Genomic DNA, 17,315 nt, shown 5'->3' on the forward strand with positions numbered 1-17,315 from the left:
TCGGGTTCAACAAACATTTTCATCAGGCAAACTCGCGTAACAATTGGCTGAGGTAAGTTGCAGGCGTTGTTGATGGCAAGCTGACTTTTACTTTGCCAACAGTGAGGGTTATCGGCTGTTGCGGCTTGATAACGTCAGGTTGTTTAGTGATTTTGGCGCGAACAAAATTGCCAGGTAATGCCTTTAGCTTGTTTTTTGCGGCATAAAAAGTTGTTTTTGATAAAGTATTTTGCTGACAATACTCAGTGATAGTTAAATCACTCGATTGTTGCTCTTCTATAATACTACGCCATTGCTCAAGGCTACGTGTTTTTCTCATAGCTACCTCTTAATTGAAATTCAGGGATAGCTTAATAGTTTTGACGAGTTACTTGCAGGTGCACTTGGCTAGACGCTTACTCTCAACGACTCCCCAAGATAACTTTATATTTTCAGATAAAAGACTAATCCAGGTGACCCGCTCACCCTAGTTTACTGTTTACAGGTGCTTTAAATACAAAAAGCCCCAGCTAATGCCGGGGCTTTTTTACAAAACTAACTTAATTAAAAAATTAAGCTTGTTTTGGACTAGAAATAACGTCTACTAAAGTCCAAGATTTATTCTTAGAAATTGGTGCGCATTCACGGATAGTAACTACGTCACCCGCTTTTGCTGTGTTATTTTCGTCATGTACGTGTAACTTAGTCGTACGTTTAATGAATTTCCCATAGATTGGGTGCTTCACATAACGTGCGATAGCGATAGTGAAAGATTTTTCCATCTTGTCGCTGATTACACGGCCTTGAAGAGTACGAATTTTATCGCTCATTATTGACCTGCCTTCTGGTTAATAACTGTTTTTACACGCGCGATATCGCGGCGTACTGTTCTTAGCGTGTGTGTCTGAGCTAACTGACCAGTGCTAGCTTGCATGCGCATATTAAATTGCTCACGAAGTAGTCCTAGAAGTTCAGCATTAAGCTCTTCTACGCTTTTGTCTTTTAGTTCGCTAGCTTTCATCACATTACCGTCCGAGTTACGAAAGTTGTTTTGAATGGCAATTTACGAGCAGCAAGGTCGAATGCTTCACGAGCAAGCTCTTCTGAAACACCTTCCATTTCGTAAAGTACTTTACCAGGCTGAATTTCAGCAACCCAATATTCAACAGAACCTTTACCTTTACCCATACGAACTTCAAGAGGTTTTTCTGTAATCGGTTTGTCAGGGAAGACACGAATCCAGATTTTACCTTGACGTTTCACGTGACGCGTCATAGCACGACGAGCTGCTTCGATTTGACGAGCAGTCATACGGCCACGGCCAGTTGCTTTCAATCCGAAAGTACCGAAGCTTACTTTGTTACCGTTTTGCGCTAAACCGCGGTTGCGGCCTTTGTGCATTTTACGGAATTTTGTACGTTTTGGCTGTAACATTAGTCGCTACCTCTACTTAGCACTTTTCTTGGCTTTCTTTGGTGCGCGTTTAGCTGGCTTCTCTTGCTCTTGTACTAGTGGTAAACCACCAATAACTTCGCCTTTGAAGATCCAAACTTTAACACCAATGATACCATAAGTGGTTAAGGCTTCAGAAGTTGCGTAATCGATATCAGCACGAAGAGTATGTAGAGGTACACGACCTTCACGATACCATTCTGAACGTGCGATTTCAGCGCCGCCAAGACGACCGCTAACTTCAACTTTAATCCCTTTAGAACCGATGCGCATTGCATTTTGTACCGAACGCTTCATAGCGCGACGGAACATAACACGACGTTCTAGTTGAGAGGCAATGCCGTCTGCTACTAGTTGTGCATCTAGTTCTGGTTTACGTACTTCAGAGATATTAATCTGAGCAGGTACACCAGCGATTTTAGTTACCGCTTGACGTAATTTTTCTACGTCTTCGCCTTTTTTACCGATAACAACACCCGGACGAGCCGTATGAATTGTTACACGGATTGATTTTGCTGGACGCTCAATAACGATTTTAGACACAGAAGCCGTTTTCAATTCCTTAGTAAGGAATGTACGAACTTTGTGATCGCCAAAAAGCTGTGCAGAGAAATCTTTTGAACTCGCGTACCAGGTAGAAACCCAAGGTTTAGATATACCTAGGCGAATACCAGTAGGATGAACTTTTTGTCCCATTACTTATACTCCTAGCTATCTGAAACCATAACAGTGATATGGCTTGTACGCTTAAGGATGCGGTCTGCGCGTCCTTTAGCACGAGGCATAATACGTTTCATTGTAGGACCATCGTCCACAAAGATCGTTGTTATACGAAGCTCATCAATGTCAGCACCTTCGTTATGCTCTGCGTTAGCAATAGCAGACTCAAGTACTTTCTTAACTAATACAGCCGCTTTCTTAGGGCTGTACGCCAGGATTTCTAGTGCGCGATCTACAGGTAACCCGCGGATCTGATCTGCAACTAGACGTGCTTTTTGCGCCGAACCAGAGGCGAATTTATGTTTAGCTAATGCTTGCATTTATCTTCCCCTCTTATCGTTTCTTCGCTTTCTTATCCGCAGCATGGCCACGGTAAGTGCGAGTTGGTGCAAATTCACCTAGTTTGTGACCGATCATTTCGTCAGAAACGAAAACTGGTACGTGCTGGCGACCATTATGGACAGCAATGGTCAATCCGATCATGTTAGGTATGATCATTGAACGACGGCTCCAAGTTTTAATTGGCTTTTTCTCACCGCTTTCCAAAGCTTTCTCTACCTTCTTCAGCAAGTGTAGGTCTATAAAAGGACCCTTCTTGAGAGAGCGTGGCATGGCTATTCCTCAATATTACTTAGTACGACGACGTACTATAAATTTATCCGTACGCTTGTTCTTACGCGTCTTCGCACCTTTAGTCGGTTTACCCCATGGAGACACAGGATGACGACCACCAGATGTACGACCTTCACCACCACCGTGTGGGTGATCTACCGGGTTCATGGCAACACCACGAACTGTCGGACGAATACCACGCCAGCGATTTGCACCTGCTTTACCAAGTGAACGAAGCATATGCTCAGCATTGCCTACTTCACCTAGAGTCGCACGACAATCAGATTCAACTTTACGAACTTCGCCTGAACGAAGACGTAATGTTACATACTGACCATCACGAGCAAGGATTTGAACGTATGCACCAGCAGAACGTGCGATTTGAGCACCTTTACCTGGTTTTAATTCTACGTTGTGAACAGTCGAACCTACAGGCATATTACGCATTGGTAATGCATTACCAGGCTTGATTGGTGCATCAACACCAGACTGGATTGCATCGCCAGCTTTTAAGCCTTTAGGTGCGATAATGTAACGACGCTCACCGTCTGCATATAATACAAGAGCGATGTTTGCGCTACGATTTGGATCGTATTCTAAACGTTCAACAGTAGCTGGAATGCCATCTTTAGTACGTTTAAAATCGATTAAACGGTAGTGTTGTTTATGACCACCACCGATATGACGAACCGTAATACGACCATTGTTATTACGACCACCTGATTTAGAGTTTTTCTCTAAAAGTGGTGCGTATGGCTTACCCTTATGTAGATCAGAGTTAACCACTTTAACTAGGTGACGACGGCCCGCAGAAGTAGGCTTACACTTTTGAAGTGCCATAATTCTATCCCCTTATTACTCGGCGCCGCCGACAAAGTCTAGCTCGCTGCCTTCTTTAAGAGTAACGTAAGCTTTCTTCCAGTCGCTACGACGACCGAAACGTGCGCCAGTACGTTTTGTTTTACCCTTAACGTTAAGTGTGCGAACACCAGTTACTTCTACTTCAAAAAGCTTCTCAACTGCTACTTTAATTTCAGCTTTAGTTGCGTCATTTACTACTTTAAAAACAATAGTATTGTTTTCTTCAGCAGCAATTGTGCTTTTTTCAGAGATATGTGGAGCAAGGATCACTTTTAAAAGACGTTCTTCGCGAATCATGCTAGCGCCTCCTCAAGTTGCTTAACAGCAGCGGCTGTAATAAGTACCTTATCGAAAGCAATTAAGCTTACAGGATCGATACCAGCTACATCACGTGTGTCAACCTTATAAAGGTTACGTGCCGATAAGAAAAGATTTTCATCTACTTCTTCAGTCACGATAAGAACATCTTTAAGCTCAAGTTCTTTAAGCTTAGCAACTAGTTCTTTAGTTTTTGGTGCTGCTAGAGCAAAACTTTCAACAACGATTAAACGCTCTTGACGAACTAATTCAGATAAGATGCTTTTAATCGCACCACGGTACATTTTACGGTTTACTTTTTGGCTGTGGTCTTGTGGTTTAGCTGCAAAGCTAACGCCACCTGAACGCCAAATTGGGCTACGGATTGTACCGGCACGTGCACGGCCAGTACCTTTTTGAGCCCATGGTTTTTTACCACCACCGCTTACTTCAGAACGTGTCTTCTGAGCACGAGTACCTTGACGAGCACCTGCTGCGTATGCAACAACTACTTGATGTACTAATGCTTCGTTAAACTCACGTCCAAAAGTAGCTTCAGAAACTTCAAGACCGCCAGAAGCGTCTTTAATTGCTAATTCCATCACTAAATCTCCAGGACTTATGCTTTAACAGCTGGTTTAACGATAACGTCACCGCCAATAGCTCCAGGTACTGCACCCTTAACTAAAAGCAAATTACGCTCAGCGTCAACGCGAACTAGTTCTAAGTTTTGAGTCGTTACACGCTCAGCACCCATATGACCGGCCATTTTCTTACCTTTAAACACCTTACCAGGTGATTGGTTTTGACCGATTGAACCAGGAGCACGGTGAGATAGAGAGTTACCATGTGTAGCGTCTTGCATGCTGAAATTCCAGCGCTTAACACCACCTTGGAAACCTTTACCTTTAGAAGTACCGGTTACGTCAACCTTGTTGATTTCGTTGAATAATTCAACAGTAAGCTCAGCGCCTACTTCAAAATCGCCTTCACCACCGTTAAGGCGGAATTCCCACAGACCGCGACCCGCTTCAACACCAGCTTTAGCGAAATGACCCGCTTTAGCTTTGTTTACACGACTTGCTTTTTTAGTGCCTGCGGTTACTTGAAGCGCGTTATAACCGTCTGTTGCGTCAGATTTGATCTGAGCAATGCGGTTAGGTGTCGCTTCAATAACTGTCACAGGGATAGATACACCATCTTCAGTGAAGATTCGTGTCATACCCACTTTACGACCGACTAGACCTAATGCCATTTTCCTAAAACCTCTCTAATCTTTCGATTAACCCAGGCTGATTTGAACATCAACACCAGCAGCAAGATCTAAACGCATAAGCGCGTCTACAGTCTTGTCAGTTGGTTCTACGATGTCTATCAGACGTTTATGGGTGCGGATCTCGTACTGATCACGCGCATCTTTATTAACGTGCGGTGAAGTTAGTACAGTAAAACGTTCAAAGCGTGTAGGTAGTGGGATTGGACCACGTACTTGTGCGCCAGTGCGTTTCGCAGTTTCCACGATTTCTGCCGTTGATTGGTCAATCAAACGGTGGTCAAAAGCTTTTAGGCGAATACGAATGCGTTGATTTGACATTCTTAACCTCAATATAAAGAGCATATAAAAGAGCATAAAAAAACGACCGAAACAATCTTAAAACTTAAGATGTCGGCTGTTTGATTATATCTACGTTGAGTTCCAAATCGGAACTCCTGTTTATTAGCTTGAAATCCAAGCTTAATTTATCCTTTCTAGTTCCCAGAGGAATTTTGAAAGCCTGCGTATTATAGAGGTATTGGTGATAAATGCAACAACTATTTAGAAACAATACAATGCCTATAAATTTGATTAAATAAGCACCCATACATGCTTACTAGCTATACTTGAACTAATACCTCTACTGTTAGTCAATAAACAAGTTAACACCTTAATTACGCAAACTAAGGGATTTTTAGATATTATGGTATCCTACTGCGCTAATTTTGCCCTTAATACTCTCAATATGGTGAGTCGATGCGTATTTTTAATTATTGTTTAAATGTTATGTCTGCTGGATTTAGCCGCTTATTTGTAAAAAGCAAAGTGCTGCCAGAAAATCCGATTAAACAGTATGATCTAAACCCTGAGTACCCTACATTTTATATAGTGCGTTTAAATTCACGATTTGATTTAGCGGCTCTCGCACATGCGTGTAAAAAAAATGGTCTACCTAGCCCAACCGAAGAGCAAGTATTAGGTAACCAAGATTTAGACCGTTTTATTGGTATTAAAAATCCACCACCACTGTTTGGTGATGAAGCTAAGCCAACCAATGCTTTAGCTCAAGGTAAACAAATTATTGAATACCTAATACAAAGTGGGCAGCAAAACGTACAAGTGGTTCCGGTTACTATTTTATGGGGTCGCGACCCGGGTAAAGAAAAGCCGGGGCTACGCACTTTAATTACGCACTCTCTAACTCCTAGCTGGTTTAGAAAGTTTTTTGTGGTGTTGTTTTCAGGACGCGACAACTTTATTCGCTTTAGCCAACCACTCGACTTATCGCTTTTAGTCAATGAAAAAGCCGATGTAAGCGAGTTACCACATAAATTATTACGTGTAGCACGTGTTCACTTTAAGCGCCAAAAGCTAGCTGCTACAGGCCCTAAAATGCCCTCTCGTGAACAATTATTTAATTCATTATTAGCGTCACCTACAATAAAAAAAGCAATTCAAGATGAAGCTAAAGCTAAAAACATTAGCCAAACAGAAGCCCGCCAAAATGCACTTAAGCTACTTGATGAGATAGCCGCTAATTACTCTGAAGCAATGATACGTGTGGCCGAGCGATTTTTAACTTGGTTGTGGAATAAGCTCTATAACGGTATTGATATTAAACACGCAGAACAAATTCATGAACTAACAGATAAAGGCCATGAAATAATCTATATGCCTTGTCATCGCAGTCATATGGATTACTTACTGCTTACTTACTCTATTTATCATTTAGGCTTAGTTCCACCACATATAGCTGCAGGTATAAATCTTAACTTTTTCCCTGCCGGTGGCATATTTAGACGCTCTGGGGCATTCTTTATTCGTCGCTCGTTTGCAGGCAATAAACTTTATTCTGCCATATTCAAAGAGTATTTAAGCCAACTGTTTATTAAAGGTTACTCTGTTAAGTTTTACACGGAAGGCGGTCGAAGCCGAACTGGGCGCTTACTTCCACCTAAAACAGGTATGCTATCTATGACATTACAAGCAATGCTACGCGGAATAGACAGACCAATATCTATCGTTCCTGTGTACATTGGCTACGAGCACGTAATGGAAATTAACACCTACCTTAAAGAGCTGGATGGAAAAGATAAAAAAGGCGAATCTATATTTGGTATTTTTAAGGCAATCAAAAACCTTAAAAACTACGGTCGTGGTAATTTAAACTTTGGTGATCCAATCTCGATTAACCAATACTTAAACGATAACCAACCTGATTGGCGTGATTCAATACACCCTACCGATGTACAAAAGCCACAATGGTTAGCGCCACAAGTAACTAAACTTGCCGACCAAGTAATGGTTAAAATTAATAATGCGGCGGCGCTTAATGCGGTTAACTTACTAGCGATGATATTGCTGGTTAACGATAAACAAGCATTGAGTAAACCAAAGCTATTAGCACAACTTGATTTTTATCTGCGCTTACAGCGCGATGCAAGCTATAGCGATAAAGTAACCGCGCCAAACGAAACACCAGAGCAATTACTAACGCATGCATTAAAGCTGAATAAGTTTGAAGTTATCAGTGATGAATTTGGCGAAATTATTACTATTAGCGATAAAGAAAAAGTACTGTTTAATTACTACCGAAACAATATTTTGCACTTATTTGCAGTACCAAGCTTAATTGCACTACATCTATTTAAACAACACAGCACAACTATTGAGCAATGCCAGCAACTTGTAAAAACGTTTTATCCATTATTTGCTAAAGAATGGTATTTACAGCCTCTTGATGAAAACTATATAACGCGTATTTTAGCTAACTTTGCTGATCAAAATTTAATTGAGTTTGATGGCGATAACATTCATATAACGAACAGTAATGACTGCTTAGCTAAGCTAGAAATGCTTGGACGAGCACTTAGTTTTACTCTACAACGTTACGCTATTGTGATTGGTTTTATTCAAACAAGTGATGGCATTGAAAAAGCAGAATTAGAACGAGAGAGCCAAGTGCTTGCACAGCGTTTAGGCACACTGCATGGCATTAAAACACCTGAGTTTTTTGATAAAAAAGTACTTGTTAGTTTTATCGAAAACTTACGTGGCGAGTCGTTAATAACAGAGGGTGATAAAGGCTTAGTAGGCAGTACACAACTTTGCGAAACCTACGCACACCTTAAAACATTACTGCCAGCACGCGTCTGGCAGTCAATCAGCGATATAGTACAAGATCAGTGTAACTAGTAATATATCTATAGAAGGGGGGTTAGCGCTGACGCATAACCCCTTCTTGCATTGTTGAGGCAACCAAGTTGCCTTGGCGATCAAAAAACTGCCCGCGTACCAAACCACACCCATTACTCGCACTTGGACTGTCAATTGAATACAAAATCCAATCATCCATTCTAAATGGCCGATGAAACCACATTGCATGATCAATAGTAGCTACTTGCATATTTGGCTGCATAAACGATACACCATGAGGCTGCAATGCTGTTGGTAAAAACTCAAAATCAGAGGCGTATGCTAATAAGTAATTGTGGATGCGCTGATCGTCTGGCATTTCACCATTAGCTTTAAACCAAATATGCTTTACCGGCTCCATAACTTCTGGTTTAAACGGGTTATGAAAAGTTACTGGTCGCATTTCAATTGGCATTTCACGCGTAAACTTATTACGGATGACTTCAGGGATATGAGAAGCGTTATCTTGATAAAACTCAAGTGATGAGCGTAACTCTTCAGGTGCGGGTACATCAGGCATTGTTGCTTGATACGACAAACCATTTTCTTCACCCTGAAACGACGCTGTCATATAAAAAATTGGCTTACCGTACTGAATCGCTTTTACTCGGCGAGTACTAAAGCTCTTTCCATCGCGAATAGTTTCTACATCATAAACAATCGGTTTAGCTGGATCGCCTGGGCGTAAAAAGTAAGAATGTAATGAGTGAACTATACGCCCCTCAGGTAGAGTTTCTTTAGCGGCAGAAAGCGCCTGCCCCATAACTTGACCGCCAAACACAGCACCAAAGCCTAAATCTTGGCTTTGTCCTCGATATAAACCTTGCTCAATTTCTTCAAGTGTTAACAACGACAATAAATCATCTAATACTTGGCTCATTACTTCTTCCTCATTACCCTAGTATCCAAATGATACTATACAATAGTGGGAAGTAAATATTTGTTAGGAATACTGTTATGGCTTACTGGCTATTTAAAACTGAACCCGATGCGTTTTCATTAGATGATTTAAAAAACGCACCAAAACAAACGACTCTTTGGGAAGGCGTGCGTAATTACCAAGCGCGAAACTTCATGCGTGATGGCGTTAAGCTCGGTGATTCAGTGATGATTTACCATTCAAGCTGTAAACACGTAGGTGTAGCGGGTATTGCCGAAGTGACACACGATGCCTACCCTGACCCTACTCAGTTTGATTTAAGTAGCGACTATTACGATGCAAAAGCCACCAGCGACAAATCACGCTGGGTTGTTGTTGAGGTTACTTACCAAAGCCATTTAAAAAAATTAATTAGCCTTAAAGATATTAAAGCCAATAATAATATTACTGAAATCGCACTTAAAAAAGGCGGACGACTATCAATAATGCCTGTTACTAAAAATGACTGGGATGAAATAATCAAAATGGCGCAGTAACACCCTCTCGGTTTGACCTAATTTCATTGAGTTTGATATGATCTACGCTGACTTATAGCTGGAGGATTAATGAAATTACTGTATTGGTTAGATGAATGGTTAACTCTCCCGCGCAATGAGCAACAAACTCGATTACCCATGACGGGTAGTGATTTACTCGGCGATGTATTTGTTAAGTATGATTTTGTTGACGTTAATAAGCCCCTGCTTTTTACCTTTTCACCCGCAGGCACTAACGTGCAAGAGCAAGATCTTCACCCTGATTTTGCACCATGGGGTTATCACTTGGCTCAAAAACAAAACGTAAACGTAATCGCTTTTCAGCATTTAGGTAAAAGTAATTGGTTTCGTAATCGTAATTTAATCTTTTTTCTCGAGCAATTATCAACATTACTTACGCCGTTTAATTGTCGATTAGGCTATGGCTTAAGCCGTGGCGGATTTGCTGTTGGCGCTTTTGCTAAACTATTAAAGCTAAACCAAGTACTGTTCTTTCACCCGGTAAGTACTAAAAATAAAGAATTAGTACCGTGGGATGACCGCTCTAGTACCGATATAGCTCAGCAGTTTGACTGGCAACAAGATTATCACGATCTAGATTTAGGAGATGCCCAAGGCTATATTATTTACGATCCTACTAATCGTATAGACCGAATGCACGCCAAGCGCTATAAGCAGTTAACTCACTTGCGAGTATTTGGTATGGGACATGGCACACACGCTACATATTTGAATAAGTTTGGGTTTTATAAGCAAGTAGCCGTTGATTTCATTCAACATCAGCAAATCGATATTGCACAGTTTCGCCTGCAAACCAAAACCTTACGCTTAAAAGAAGATTATTATCAAAGTCTCAATACGGCTAATGCAGATTCCCCTCATCGTTTAGCATTATTGAGTACAGCGCATAAAATTTTAGCTGATGAAAAAGAAGTGTATGTACAAGAGCATCAAGCAAAAATTGATATTCAGCCATTAATAGATGTGGCACTTAAGCACCAAGATGAGCACCCTAATGATGCTATTCAGCTATTAGAAGTCGCCCAGCAACTTCTACCTGACGACCCTCTAATTGAGCATAAACTCAAACAGTTGGAAGAGTAATTATTCCAACGAAAACGGCTATAAAGGCTAATTACTCTATTTAGCCTTTTTCTTTTTGTGCCTATGCTTGGGCACAATGGTAAAGTACATCATTAAACCTAACCAAGAAAATATAATGATTCCCATTAGCCAGCCATTCTTTTCATGACCCTGTGTACGCTTACTGTTAAGTACAATAACGACAGGTAATATGTAAGCACTTAAAACAACAATTAAAAATACAACTTCATTCATTATTTTTCTAGGCTCGACCAGTCTACTTCACTACTTAATACTCGATCTACCGATATATAGTGCAAAATATCGCCTTCACTTACTTTGTAATCTAATGGTGGGTTTAAATCCATATTTTGCGCACTTAAATTATGGGCAACACCTAACAGTATTGCATCATGCTCAAGCTTAAAATGATGAAACAAAGTACCAAACTCCATATCTTTGCAGCCACTTGGTACTTTCAAGCTAAATTGTGTATCGCCGTGCAAAGTAGATAGCAGCTCCTCTTGCACACGGCTCGAACCTGGATCTTGCATTGAGCGTACGAGTATCTCAGCTGATTTTGCACTACTACACTCTACATTTTGGCAATGCTCTAACATCATCTCAACTTTGGTTTCATCCAAAAAGTGAGCACTTATATGACAATCATCTTTTACTAAGCGACTAATGCGCAGGGCTGTTGTAAATGTCTGATCGTCATCTTGACCATCAATAATCACTTTATCAGCACTACGAATAGCTACCCGCTCTAGTTCAGCTAAATTTGTAAAACTCGTTAAACGTGCAAAATCAACGCTTTCGTTAGCTAAAAAAGGATGATCCATTTGCTCTGTTACCGCGAGTAAAATACGACGGTCAGTTCGCTTCGTATCTGCCAAAATGTAATCAATCATCTTTTTTGTACGAGTGTCGTGCCAACCAAAAATAATAATATGGTGGTTACTGTGAGCAAAGTTTTTATCACCAGTCATAGCGCGCCTAATTAAGTAAGTAACAGTTTGTCCTGCTTTTCCTAGCAAAACACCAAATAAAGCTAAACCAAATGGAATTTGTATTAATGCAACCACCCAACGACCAAGATCAGTAGTTGGACTAAAGTCACCATATCCCACTGTTGATGTTGTTACTGTGTAATAGTAAAAAAAGGTAGTAAGCGAGGTTAACGCTTTCTCATTCGCTATAAATAGTAAGCTCCATGTTAATAGCATATGAGTCAAAATAGCTAATGCCACTGCTTGCCAACTCAACTGATCTATATGAGCGCGAACAAGTAACGCTAGCCTTTTAAATATCACCGGCATAATACAAAGTCTTCGTTAGTAAATTATCTATAAACAGTACGTTACTGTAAGCGATGCTTTTAAGCAATGTTTAAGCTTTTAACCGCAAATATTAGACTAAATGCTGTTTGCCAATGGTGATTTTTCATGATTAATTAGCGTTAAAATAATAACCAAAACAGTTGTGCTTATGCTTAATAAAATAGCCCGCCCTTTTACTAAAATTGTAGAGCGTTATCTTCCCGACCCTTTTATATTTGTAATTTTACTTACAGTTATCACCCTTATTAGTGCGAGCTTATTTACAACCGCAACCAACATTGAAGTATTACAAGCGTGGGGAGGTGGATTTTGGAACTTATTAAGTTTTGCTATGCAAATGCTACTAGTGTTAATTACAGGATACATGTTGGCAAGTACGCCACCTATAAGTAAGTTATTAGAAAAACTAGCAACACTCGCAAATACAGCACCTAAAGCAATTATATTGGTAACGCTTATTTCGCTTTTAGCGAGCTGGATAAATTGGGGATTTGGCTTAGTTATTGGTGCCCTTTTTGCCAAGGCAATTGCTAAACATACTCGTGTTGATTATCGATTATTAGTAGCCAGCGCTTACTCAGGTTTTGTTGTATGGCATGGCGGATTAGCCGGTTCGATTCCTTTAACTATCGCAACCGATGGTCACTTTTCAGAGTCCAGCATTGGTATTATTAGTACAGAGCACACTTTATTTGCGGGCTTTAATATAGCCATATTAGTTGGTTTATTCATTATTATGCCGCTCGTTAATCGCTATATGCTGCCAAGCGAGCAAGAAAGCGTATATATCGACCCAGCTCTTTTACAAGAGACAACACCTAAGCCCACAACAATAACCAGACCCGCCCAACATTTGGAACAAAGTAAACTACTCGGTATGACAATTGGCTTATTAGGTTTGGCATATTTAGGTTATTACTTTTTTATTGCTGGCGGAAACTTAAACCTTAATAGCGTTATTGCCGTATTTTTGTTTTTAGCTATTACGCTGCATCAAACACCCCATAATTTACTTAACAGTCTGCAACAAGCAATTCCAAGCGGGGCTGGCATTGTTATTCAATTTCCTTTTTATGCCGGCATCATGGCGGTAATGGTTGATAGCGGATTAGCACAACAGATATCACGTGGCTTTATTGCCGTTGCAGATGCTGATAGCTTGCCATTTTTTAGTTTTTTAAGTGCAGGACTCGTTAATATGTTTGTACCCTCTGGCGGTGGCCAATGGGCTGTACAAGCACCCATTGTAATACCTGCAGCACAAGAGCTAGGTGCCGATATATCGCGCGTTGCAATGGCCGTTGCATGGGGTGATGCCTGGACTAATTTAATTCAACCTTTTTGGGCGTTGCCCGTATTGGCTATAGCAGGCCTAAAAGCAAAAGATATTATGGGGTTTTGTGTTGTGCAGTTGTTTGTGACTGGGGTTTTTATATCGCTGGTATTGAGCTTTTATTAATTTTTAACGGGCTGTAACAAATATTATAGCCCGCTTTTACCTAGAACGATAAATGCTAGCTCGATAAAATAGTCATTGGAAGGCTTAATATTGGATTTTCTGAATCGGCAAAGTGCATCATTACAGCTACATGCCCAGCTACTACAATTGCATACATAACCGCTGAAAAGCCTTGGCCATATTTATCTAGTGGCATTAAATGTGAATAGTGACGGCCTCGCCATTCAAATACAATTTCCAGCGCACCTACAAACAAAAAGAATACCAGTAACATTAAGCCAAATGTGTAGCTCAGCCATAAACCAAACAGTACACCGAGTAAACATACACTTAGGCCAATCCATGAACGCATTGAAAAGCTAATACTTTTTAATACATGCCCGCCATCAAGCGGTAAAATAGGTAACAAGTTAAATAAATTTAATAACGCACTAAGAACTGCCACACCTGCAAATATTTCCATCTCGGTGGCGTAATATAAAACGACACCCAGTACCGAGGTAATTAAACCAAATGCAGGCCCCATTAGCGATATAACGACATCTTGCCAACGAGTCGTTATTTTATCGTCACTTACAGCTAGCCCACCAACAAACGGGATTAAGTAAATACCTTTGGTTTTTATGCCAAAGTATTTCATTGCTCGCACATGGCCGTATTCGTGTACAACTAAACACCCAATTAGCATTAGTGCAAATTCTATACTAAATAACCACGCATAGCCTGCAACAGAAGCCCCTGCAAGCACTACTTTAATTACTTTAGCGCTTTTAAAAAGCTTAAAACCTAATGCAGCTAGCCCTAAAAAGCCTTTTTTAGGTGACCCATTTGTAGGTGCTGGTAGCGCAAGTTGTGTTGCAAATTGATCATCTACAAAGAGCGAAATGCTTTGCTCTTCCACTGCCGCTGTATCAATACCTATTACTTTGTTGTCGTAAGTAAACTGATAGTAGTTTTCACGAGGATTATCAAAGGTAATGGCTTGTTGCGCGTGAAATACCTGCACAATTGTTTGCCCAGACACCATAAGCGAAAATGGCTGCTCGGCTAAAGTAAGATCTATTCTTATCATAATTAAGACCGTTTAAAACAATGGCGCTAGTATACCGACTCACTTACAAAACACGAGCCGCATAATAAAGATCTCTTTTTTAATTAGAATTATCAGATAAAAATATAAATTAAAAGTACTGACAAAATACAATAACGCTACTACTTTTACAGTAACAATAAATTCGCATTGGAAGGGATTACTGTGAAGAAAATAGTACCTAATATTTTAGTTGTTGATGACTCAAAAGCAATTTTGATCGTTATGGAAGCTATACTTAACGAATTAGGTATGTCTAACACTATAACTACGTGCCTGAATGCAAAAGAAGCTCTTGAAAAAGTAAAAGAAGATGTTAACTACTTTGATGCTATTTTTACTGATCTCAATATGCCCGAAATGGACGGCATGGAACTAATCCGCCACTTAGGAGAGTTACATTATCAAGGCGGTATTATAATTGTCTCTGAAATGGACCATAAAGTTATTAGCTTAGCTGCCAATCTCGCGAAACAACATAACGCTCACCTCATTGGTAATATTTCAAAGCCAGTGCAACTGTCTCAGGTTAGTAGGTTACTTATTAAAGTGGCGCAATTAAACAGCCACACTTTATTAAAAGAGTCAGCCATTTCACAAGATGAGCTTATTGATGCATTAAAAAACGATGAAATAACGCCTTTTTACCAACCAAAAATAAACGCTGATAACAATAAAATTGAAAGCGTTGAAGTCTTAGCACGTATTTTATCAAGTAAAGACTGCAATATTATTTTACCTAACCGTTTTATAAACACTGCCGAACAACACAACTTAATTAATCAAATTACATTTTCTCTTTTTGAAAAGGGCACCAGCGAATTCAAAAATATGAAAGCGCAACTAGGTCATGATTTTAAAATGGCATTTAATTTATCGCCAACTCAGCTCGACGACTTAAACTGCCCTAATAAATTACTGCTCATTTTAGAATTAAACCAACTCACGCCTAGTAATATTATTATAGAAATAACAGAACAACATGCACTCTCAAGCCTCATGCAATTAGAAACACTAAACAGATTAAGAATGCATGGCTTTGGTATATCGCTAGACGATTTTGGTGTTGGTTTTACTAATATGAATCAGCTTCGAAATCTTCCTTTTACTGAAATTAAAATAGACCGTTCACTTATTAGCCATATAGAAACAGATTTATTTTCTCAAGTGGTCGTAAGTTCGTTATTTAATATTACGAGTAAAGATAATTTAGACTTAGTAGCAGAAGGTGTTGAACGACCAGAAGAGCTCGTTTATTTAAGGCATTATAGAAGAAAACTAGCCATACAAGGTTTTTTATTTAGCCGCCCTAAACCACAAGACGAATTTATATCTTGGGCTAAAGATTGGCTGAAAACTGATGGCAGCCCCGCTTAAAGCGGTATTAATATTTAATCGGGGCTGGTTAACTAATTATCACCCCGAGTGTGTTTATCTTCTTCACTGACTATATGCGCACTGCTTGCTAAACGTTTGTGCCAACGCTGCCTTGCTACTGCGCGCATATTAGTAGATTGGTCACGCTCATCTACAATCTCTAGCCCCATTAAAGCTTCAATCATATCCTCTAGCGTTACAATACCTTGCACGTCACCGTACTCATCTACAACTAGGCATATATGCGTGCGCTTTGTTAAAAGAGTTTGCAGTAACGACGATACATTTTGAGAACTCGGCACCGTATAAATAGGCTTAATCAATTTGCTAATTTTGTAATCGGTACCTAAACGGTGAAATGCCAGCATAATATCGTTTTTATGCACAAACCCAACAATATCGTCGCTGTCTTTATCAAATACCAATATACGAGAAAATGACGACGAGCCGTGATCGTTTAAATACTGATTTACTGTTAAGTCTTTGTGGATTTTAAAAATTACAGTTCGAGGCGTCATTAAGTCGCATAATTTTGCATGTCTAAAATGCAATAAATTACGAATTATTTCGGACTCATCCTGATGTAATGCACCCGACTCCGTACCTATATCAGCCATTGCCTCTATCTCTTGACGAATATAGTAAGCCTCATCGTGCTTTGGACCCATTAAATTTGTTAGCTTTTGTGCAAACCATACAAAAGGCTTTAGTGATATAACTAAAAACCGCAAAGCGTAAGTAACACTTGGCGTTAGAGCTCGCCAGTAATTAGCCCCCAAGGTTTTAGGAATAATTTCAGAAAGAATTAATACGAGGAATGTCATAATGGCTGATGCAATGCCTACAGCCGCATCGGAAAACACGACAGCTGCCTGTGCGCCTACCCCAGCAGCACCCGCAGTATGGGCAACCGTATTTAAAGTTAAAATAGCAGCTAAAGGCTGATCTATATTGTTTTTAAGTTTTTCGAGCTGTTTAGCAAGCTCAGGATGATCTTTCCTAAGTGATGCAACATAGCTGGGCGAAATACTTAATAACACAGCCTCCATCACAGAACATAAAAACGAAATAACAATCGCCACTACCATATAAACTATCAGTAAAGTCACTTTCTCTCCTCTATATTGGATATGTGAGCATGGTATCAATACATGCTATATTTGGCCAAACTTCCAA

At 40.0% G+C, this 17,315-nt stretch carries 22 protein-coding genes; 5 read left to right on the plus strand and 17 right to left on the minus strand.

The annotated features are described in order from the left end of the window. Nucleotides 1-22: 22 nt before the first annotated feature. The 12 genes from GQR45_RS19810 to rpsJ all read right to left on the minus strand — a co-directional run bounded on the left by GQR45_RS19810 (nt 23) and on the right by rpsJ (nt 5,515). The gene (locus tag GQR45_RS19810; protein ID WP_024591198.1) at nt 23-319 is read right to left on the minus strand and encodes a hypothetical protein; all 297 of its coding nucleotides are present in this window, start codon (nt 317-319) and stop codon (nt 23-25) included. Nucleotides 320-551: 232 nt separating this feature from the next. Then, nucleotides 552-809 (minus strand): 30S ribosomal protein S17, encoded by a 258-nt coding sequence (gene rpsQ / locus GQR45_RS19815; RefSeq protein WP_002957888.1) that lies wholly within the window; start codon nt 807-809, stop codon nt 552-554. Further along, entirely contained in the window at nt 809-1,000 is a 192-nt protein-coding gene (gene rpmC / locus GQR45_RS19820; protein ID WP_002957889.1) for a 50S ribosomal protein L29, read from the minus strand. Before rpmC ends, rpsQ begins: the two co-directional genes overlap by 1 nt. Beyond that, nucleotides 1,000-1,413 (minus strand): 50S ribosomal protein L16, encoded by a 414-nt coding sequence (rplP, locus tag GQR45_RS19825; protein ID WP_002957890.1) that lies wholly within the window; start codon nt 1,411-1,413, stop codon nt 1,000-1,002. Before rplP ends, rpmC begins: the two co-directional genes overlap by 1 nt. A gap of 12 nt (nt 1,414-1,425) precedes the next feature. Beyond that, nucleotides 1,426-2,127 carry a 30S ribosomal protein S3 gene (gene rpsC, locus GQR45_RS19830; protein ID WP_002957891.1) on the minus strand — a complete coding sequence of 234 codons (702 nt, stop codon included), beginning with the start codon at nt 2,125-2,127 and terminating at the stop codon, nt 1,426-1,428. A gap of 11 nt (nt 2,128-2,138) precedes the next feature. Continuing rightward, on the minus strand, nt 2,139-2,471 hold the full coding sequence (gene rplV / locus GQR45_RS19835) for a 50S ribosomal protein L22 (RefSeq protein ID WP_002957892.1): 333 nt from the start codon (nt 2,469-2,471) through the stop codon (nt 2,139-2,141). A gap of 13 nt (nt 2,472-2,484) precedes the next feature. Continuing rightward, nucleotides 2,485-2,763 carry a 30S ribosomal protein S19 gene (gene rpsS, locus GQR45_RS19840; protein WP_004588689.1) on the minus strand — a complete coding sequence of 93 codons (279 nt, stop codon included), beginning with the start codon at nt 2,761-2,763 and terminating at the stop codon, nt 2,485-2,487. Nucleotides 2,764-2,778: 15 nt separating this feature from the next. Further along, entirely contained in the window at nt 2,779-3,603 is an 825-nt protein-coding gene (rplB, locus tag GQR45_RS19845) for a 50S ribosomal protein L2 (protein ID WP_002957895.1), read from the minus strand. A 15-nt stretch (nt 3,604-3,618) separates the two neighbouring features. Next, nucleotides 3,619-3,921, minus strand: a complete 303-nt coding sequence (rplW, locus tag GQR45_RS19850; protein WP_002957896.1) for a 50S ribosomal protein L23 — start codon at nt 3,919-3,921, stop codon at nt 3,619-3,621. Continuing rightward, nucleotides 3,918-4,523 (minus strand): 50S ribosomal protein L4, encoded by a 606-nt coding sequence (gene rplD, locus GQR45_RS19855; protein ID WP_002957897.1) that lies wholly within the window; start codon nt 4,521-4,523, stop codon nt 3,918-3,920. The genes rplW and rplD overlap by 4 nt, the downstream gene beginning before the upstream one ends. A 17-nt stretch (nt 4,524-4,540) precedes the next feature. Next, nucleotides 4,541-5,176 (minus strand): 50S ribosomal protein L3, encoded by a 636-nt coding sequence (gene rplC / locus GQR45_RS19860; RefSeq protein WP_002957898.1) that lies wholly within the window; start codon nt 5,174-5,176, stop codon nt 4,541-4,543. A 27-nt stretch (nt 5,177-5,203) separates the two neighbouring features. Then, nucleotides 5,204-5,515, minus strand: a complete 312-nt coding sequence (gene rpsJ, locus GQR45_RS19865) for a 30S ribosomal protein S10 (RefSeq protein WP_002957900.1) — start codon at nt 5,513-5,515, stop codon at nt 5,204-5,206. 417 nt (nt 5,516-5,932) lie between these two features. Here rpsJ and plsB point away from each other — a divergent pair, with 417 nt between their 5' ends. Next, on the plus strand, nt 5,933-8,371 hold the full coding sequence (gene plsB, locus GQR45_RS19870; RefSeq protein WP_007587050.1) for a glycerol-3-phosphate 1-O-acyltransferase PlsB: 2,439 nt from the start codon (nt 5,933-5,935) through the stop codon (nt 8,369-8,371). Between the two features lie 22 nt (nt 8,372-8,393). Here plsB and tesB read toward each other — a convergent pair whose 3' ends face one another. Next, entirely contained in the window at nt 8,394-9,251 is an 858-nt protein-coding gene (gene tesB, locus GQR45_RS19875; protein ID WP_165726838.1) for an acyl-CoA thioesterase II, read from the minus strand. Nucleotides 9,252-9,328: 77 nt separating this feature from the next. Between tesB and GQR45_RS19880 the strand changes: the two genes are divergently transcribed. Further along, complete coding sequence (locus tag GQR45_RS19880) at nt 9,329-9,787, plus strand: EVE domain-containing protein (RefSeq protein WP_165726839.1); 459 nt, start codon at nt 9,329-9,331, stop codon at nt 9,785-9,787. Nucleotides 9,788-9,856: 69 nt separating this feature from the next. Then, a complete protein-coding gene (locus GQR45_RS19885) occupies nt 9,857-10,891 on the plus strand; it encodes a hypothetical protein (protein ID WP_007587047.1) in 1,035 nt (344 codons plus the stop codon). 36 nt (nt 10,892-10,927) lie between these two features. Here GQR45_RS19885 and GQR45_RS19890 read toward each other — a convergent pair whose 3' ends face one another. Together GQR45_RS19890 and GQR45_RS19895 are read right to left on the minus strand one after the other, a co-directional pair. Further along, the gene (locus GQR45_RS19890) at nt 10,928-11,125 is read right to left on the minus strand and encodes a PLDc N-terminal domain-containing protein (protein ID WP_007587044.1); all 198 of its coding nucleotides are present in this window, start codon (nt 11,123-11,125) and stop codon (nt 10,928-10,930) included. Continuing rightward, a complete protein-coding gene (locus GQR45_RS19895; protein WP_007587041.1) occupies nt 11,125-12,192 on the minus strand; it encodes a potassium channel family protein in 1,068 nt (355 codons plus the stop codon). The genes GQR45_RS19890 and GQR45_RS19895 overlap by 1 nt, the downstream gene beginning before the upstream one ends. 169 nt (nt 12,193-12,361) lie before the next feature. Here GQR45_RS19895 and GQR45_RS19900 point away from each other — a divergent pair, with 169 nt between their 5' ends. Further along, nucleotides 12,362-13,672, plus strand: coding sequence for a TIGR00366 family protein (locus tag GQR45_RS19900; RefSeq protein ID WP_165726840.1), 1,311 nt, complete (start codon nt 12,362-12,364; stop codon nt 13,670-13,672). Between the two features lie 55 nt (nt 13,673-13,727). On the opposite strand, the gene GQR45_RS19905 is transcribed toward GQR45_RS19900, so the two are convergent. Next, the gene (locus GQR45_RS19905) at nt 13,728-14,744 is read right to left on the minus strand and encodes a site-2 protease family protein (protein ID WP_165726841.1); all 1,017 of its coding nucleotides are present in this window, start codon (nt 14,742-14,744) and stop codon (nt 13,728-13,730) included. 183 nt (nt 14,745-14,927) lie between these two features. On the opposite strand from GQR45_RS19905, the gene GQR45_RS19910 reads away from it, so the two are divergent. Next, nucleotides 14,928-16,139, plus strand: a complete 1,212-nt coding sequence (locus GQR45_RS19910) for an EAL domain-containing response regulator (RefSeq protein ID WP_165726842.1) — start codon at nt 14,928-14,930, stop codon at nt 16,137-16,139. Nucleotides 16,140-16,171: 32 nt separating this feature from the next. On the opposite strand, the gene GQR45_RS19915 is transcribed toward GQR45_RS19910, so the two are convergent. Beyond that, the gene (locus GQR45_RS19915) at nt 16,172-17,248 is read right to left on the minus strand and encodes a hemolysin family protein (RefSeq protein ID WP_024590554.1); all 1,077 of its coding nucleotides are present in this window, start codon (nt 17,246-17,248) and stop codon (nt 16,172-16,174) included. Nucleotides 17,249-17,315 lie beyond the last annotated feature (67 nt).

Source organism: Pseudoalteromonas sp. SA25, assembly GCF_011378705.1.
Taxonomy (GTDB): Bacteria; Pseudomonadota; Gammaproteobacteria; order Enterobacterales; family Alteromonadaceae; genus Pseudoalteromonas; species Pseudoalteromonas arctica.

Coding starts and splice junctions, on each gene's coding strand:
- GQR45_RS19810 (WP_024591198.1), bottom strand. CDS start 319: ATGAGAAAAACACGTAGCCTTGAGCAATGGCGTAGTATTATAGAAGAG.
- rpsQ (WP_002957888.1), bottom strand. CDS start 809: ATGAGCGATAAAATTCGTACTCTTCAAGGCCGTGTAATCAGCGACAAG.
- rpmC (WP_002957889.1), bottom strand. CDS start 1,000: ATGAAAGCTAGCGAACTAAAAGACAAAAGCGTAGAAGAGCTTAATGCT.
- rplP (WP_002957890.1), bottom strand. CDS start 1,413: ATGTTACAGCCAAAACGTACAAAATTCCGTAAAATGCACAAAGGCCGC.
- rpsC (WP_002957891.1), bottom strand. CDS start 2,127: ATGGGACAAAAAGTTCATCCTACTGGTATTCGCCTAGGTATATCTAAA.
- rplV (WP_002957892.1), bottom strand. CDS start 2,471: ATGCAAGCATTAGCTAAACATAAATTCGCCTCTGGTTCGGCGCAAAAA.
- rpsS (WP_004588689.1), bottom strand. CDS start 2,763: ATGCCACGCTCTCTCAAGAAGGGTCCTTTTATAGACCTACACTTGCTG.
- rplB (WP_002957895.1), bottom strand. CDS start 3,603: ATGGCACTTCAAAAGTGTAAGCCTACTTCTGCGGGCCGTCGTCACCTA.
- rplW (WP_002957896.1), bottom strand. CDS start 3,921: ATGATTCGCGAAGAACGTCTTTTAAAAGTGATCCTTGCTCCACATATC.
- rplD (WP_002957897.1), bottom strand. CDS start 4,523: ATGGAATTAGCAATTAAAGACGCTTCTGGCGGTCTTGAAGTTTCTGAA.
- rplC (WP_002957898.1), bottom strand. CDS start 5,176: ATGGCATTAGGTCTAGTCGGTCGTAAAGTGGGTATGACACGAATCTTC.
- rpsJ (WP_002957900.1), bottom strand. CDS start 5,515: ATGTCAAATCAACGCATTCGTATTCGCCTAAAAGCTTTTGACCACCGT.
- plsB (WP_007587050.1), top strand. CDS start 5,933: ATGCGTATTTTTAATTATTGTTTAAATGTTATGTCTGCTGGATTTAGC.
- tesB (WP_165726838.1), bottom strand. CDS start 9,251: ATGAGCCAAGTATTAGATGATTTATTGTCGTTGTTAACACTTGAAGAA.
- GQR45_RS19880 (WP_165726839.1), top strand. CDS start 9,329: ATGGCTTACTGGCTATTTAAAACTGAACCCGATGCGTTTTCATTAGAT.
- GQR45_RS19885 (WP_007587047.1), top strand. CDS start 9,857: ATGAAATTACTGTATTGGTTAGATGAATGGTTAACTCTCCCGCGCAAT.
- GQR45_RS19890 (WP_007587044.1), bottom strand. CDS start 11,125: ATGAATGAAGTTGTATTTTTAATTGTTGTTTTAAGTGCTTACATATTA.
- GQR45_RS19895 (WP_007587041.1), bottom strand. CDS start 12,192: ATGCCGGTGATATTTAAAAGGCTAGCGTTACTTGTTCGCGCTCATATA.
- GQR45_RS19900 (WP_165726840.1), top strand. CDS start 12,362: ATGCTTAATAAAATAGCCCGCCCTTTTACTAAAATTGTAGAGCGTTAT.
- GQR45_RS19905 (WP_165726841.1), bottom strand. CDS start 14,744: ATGATAAGAATAGATCTTACTTTAGCCGAGCAGCCATTTTCGCTTATG.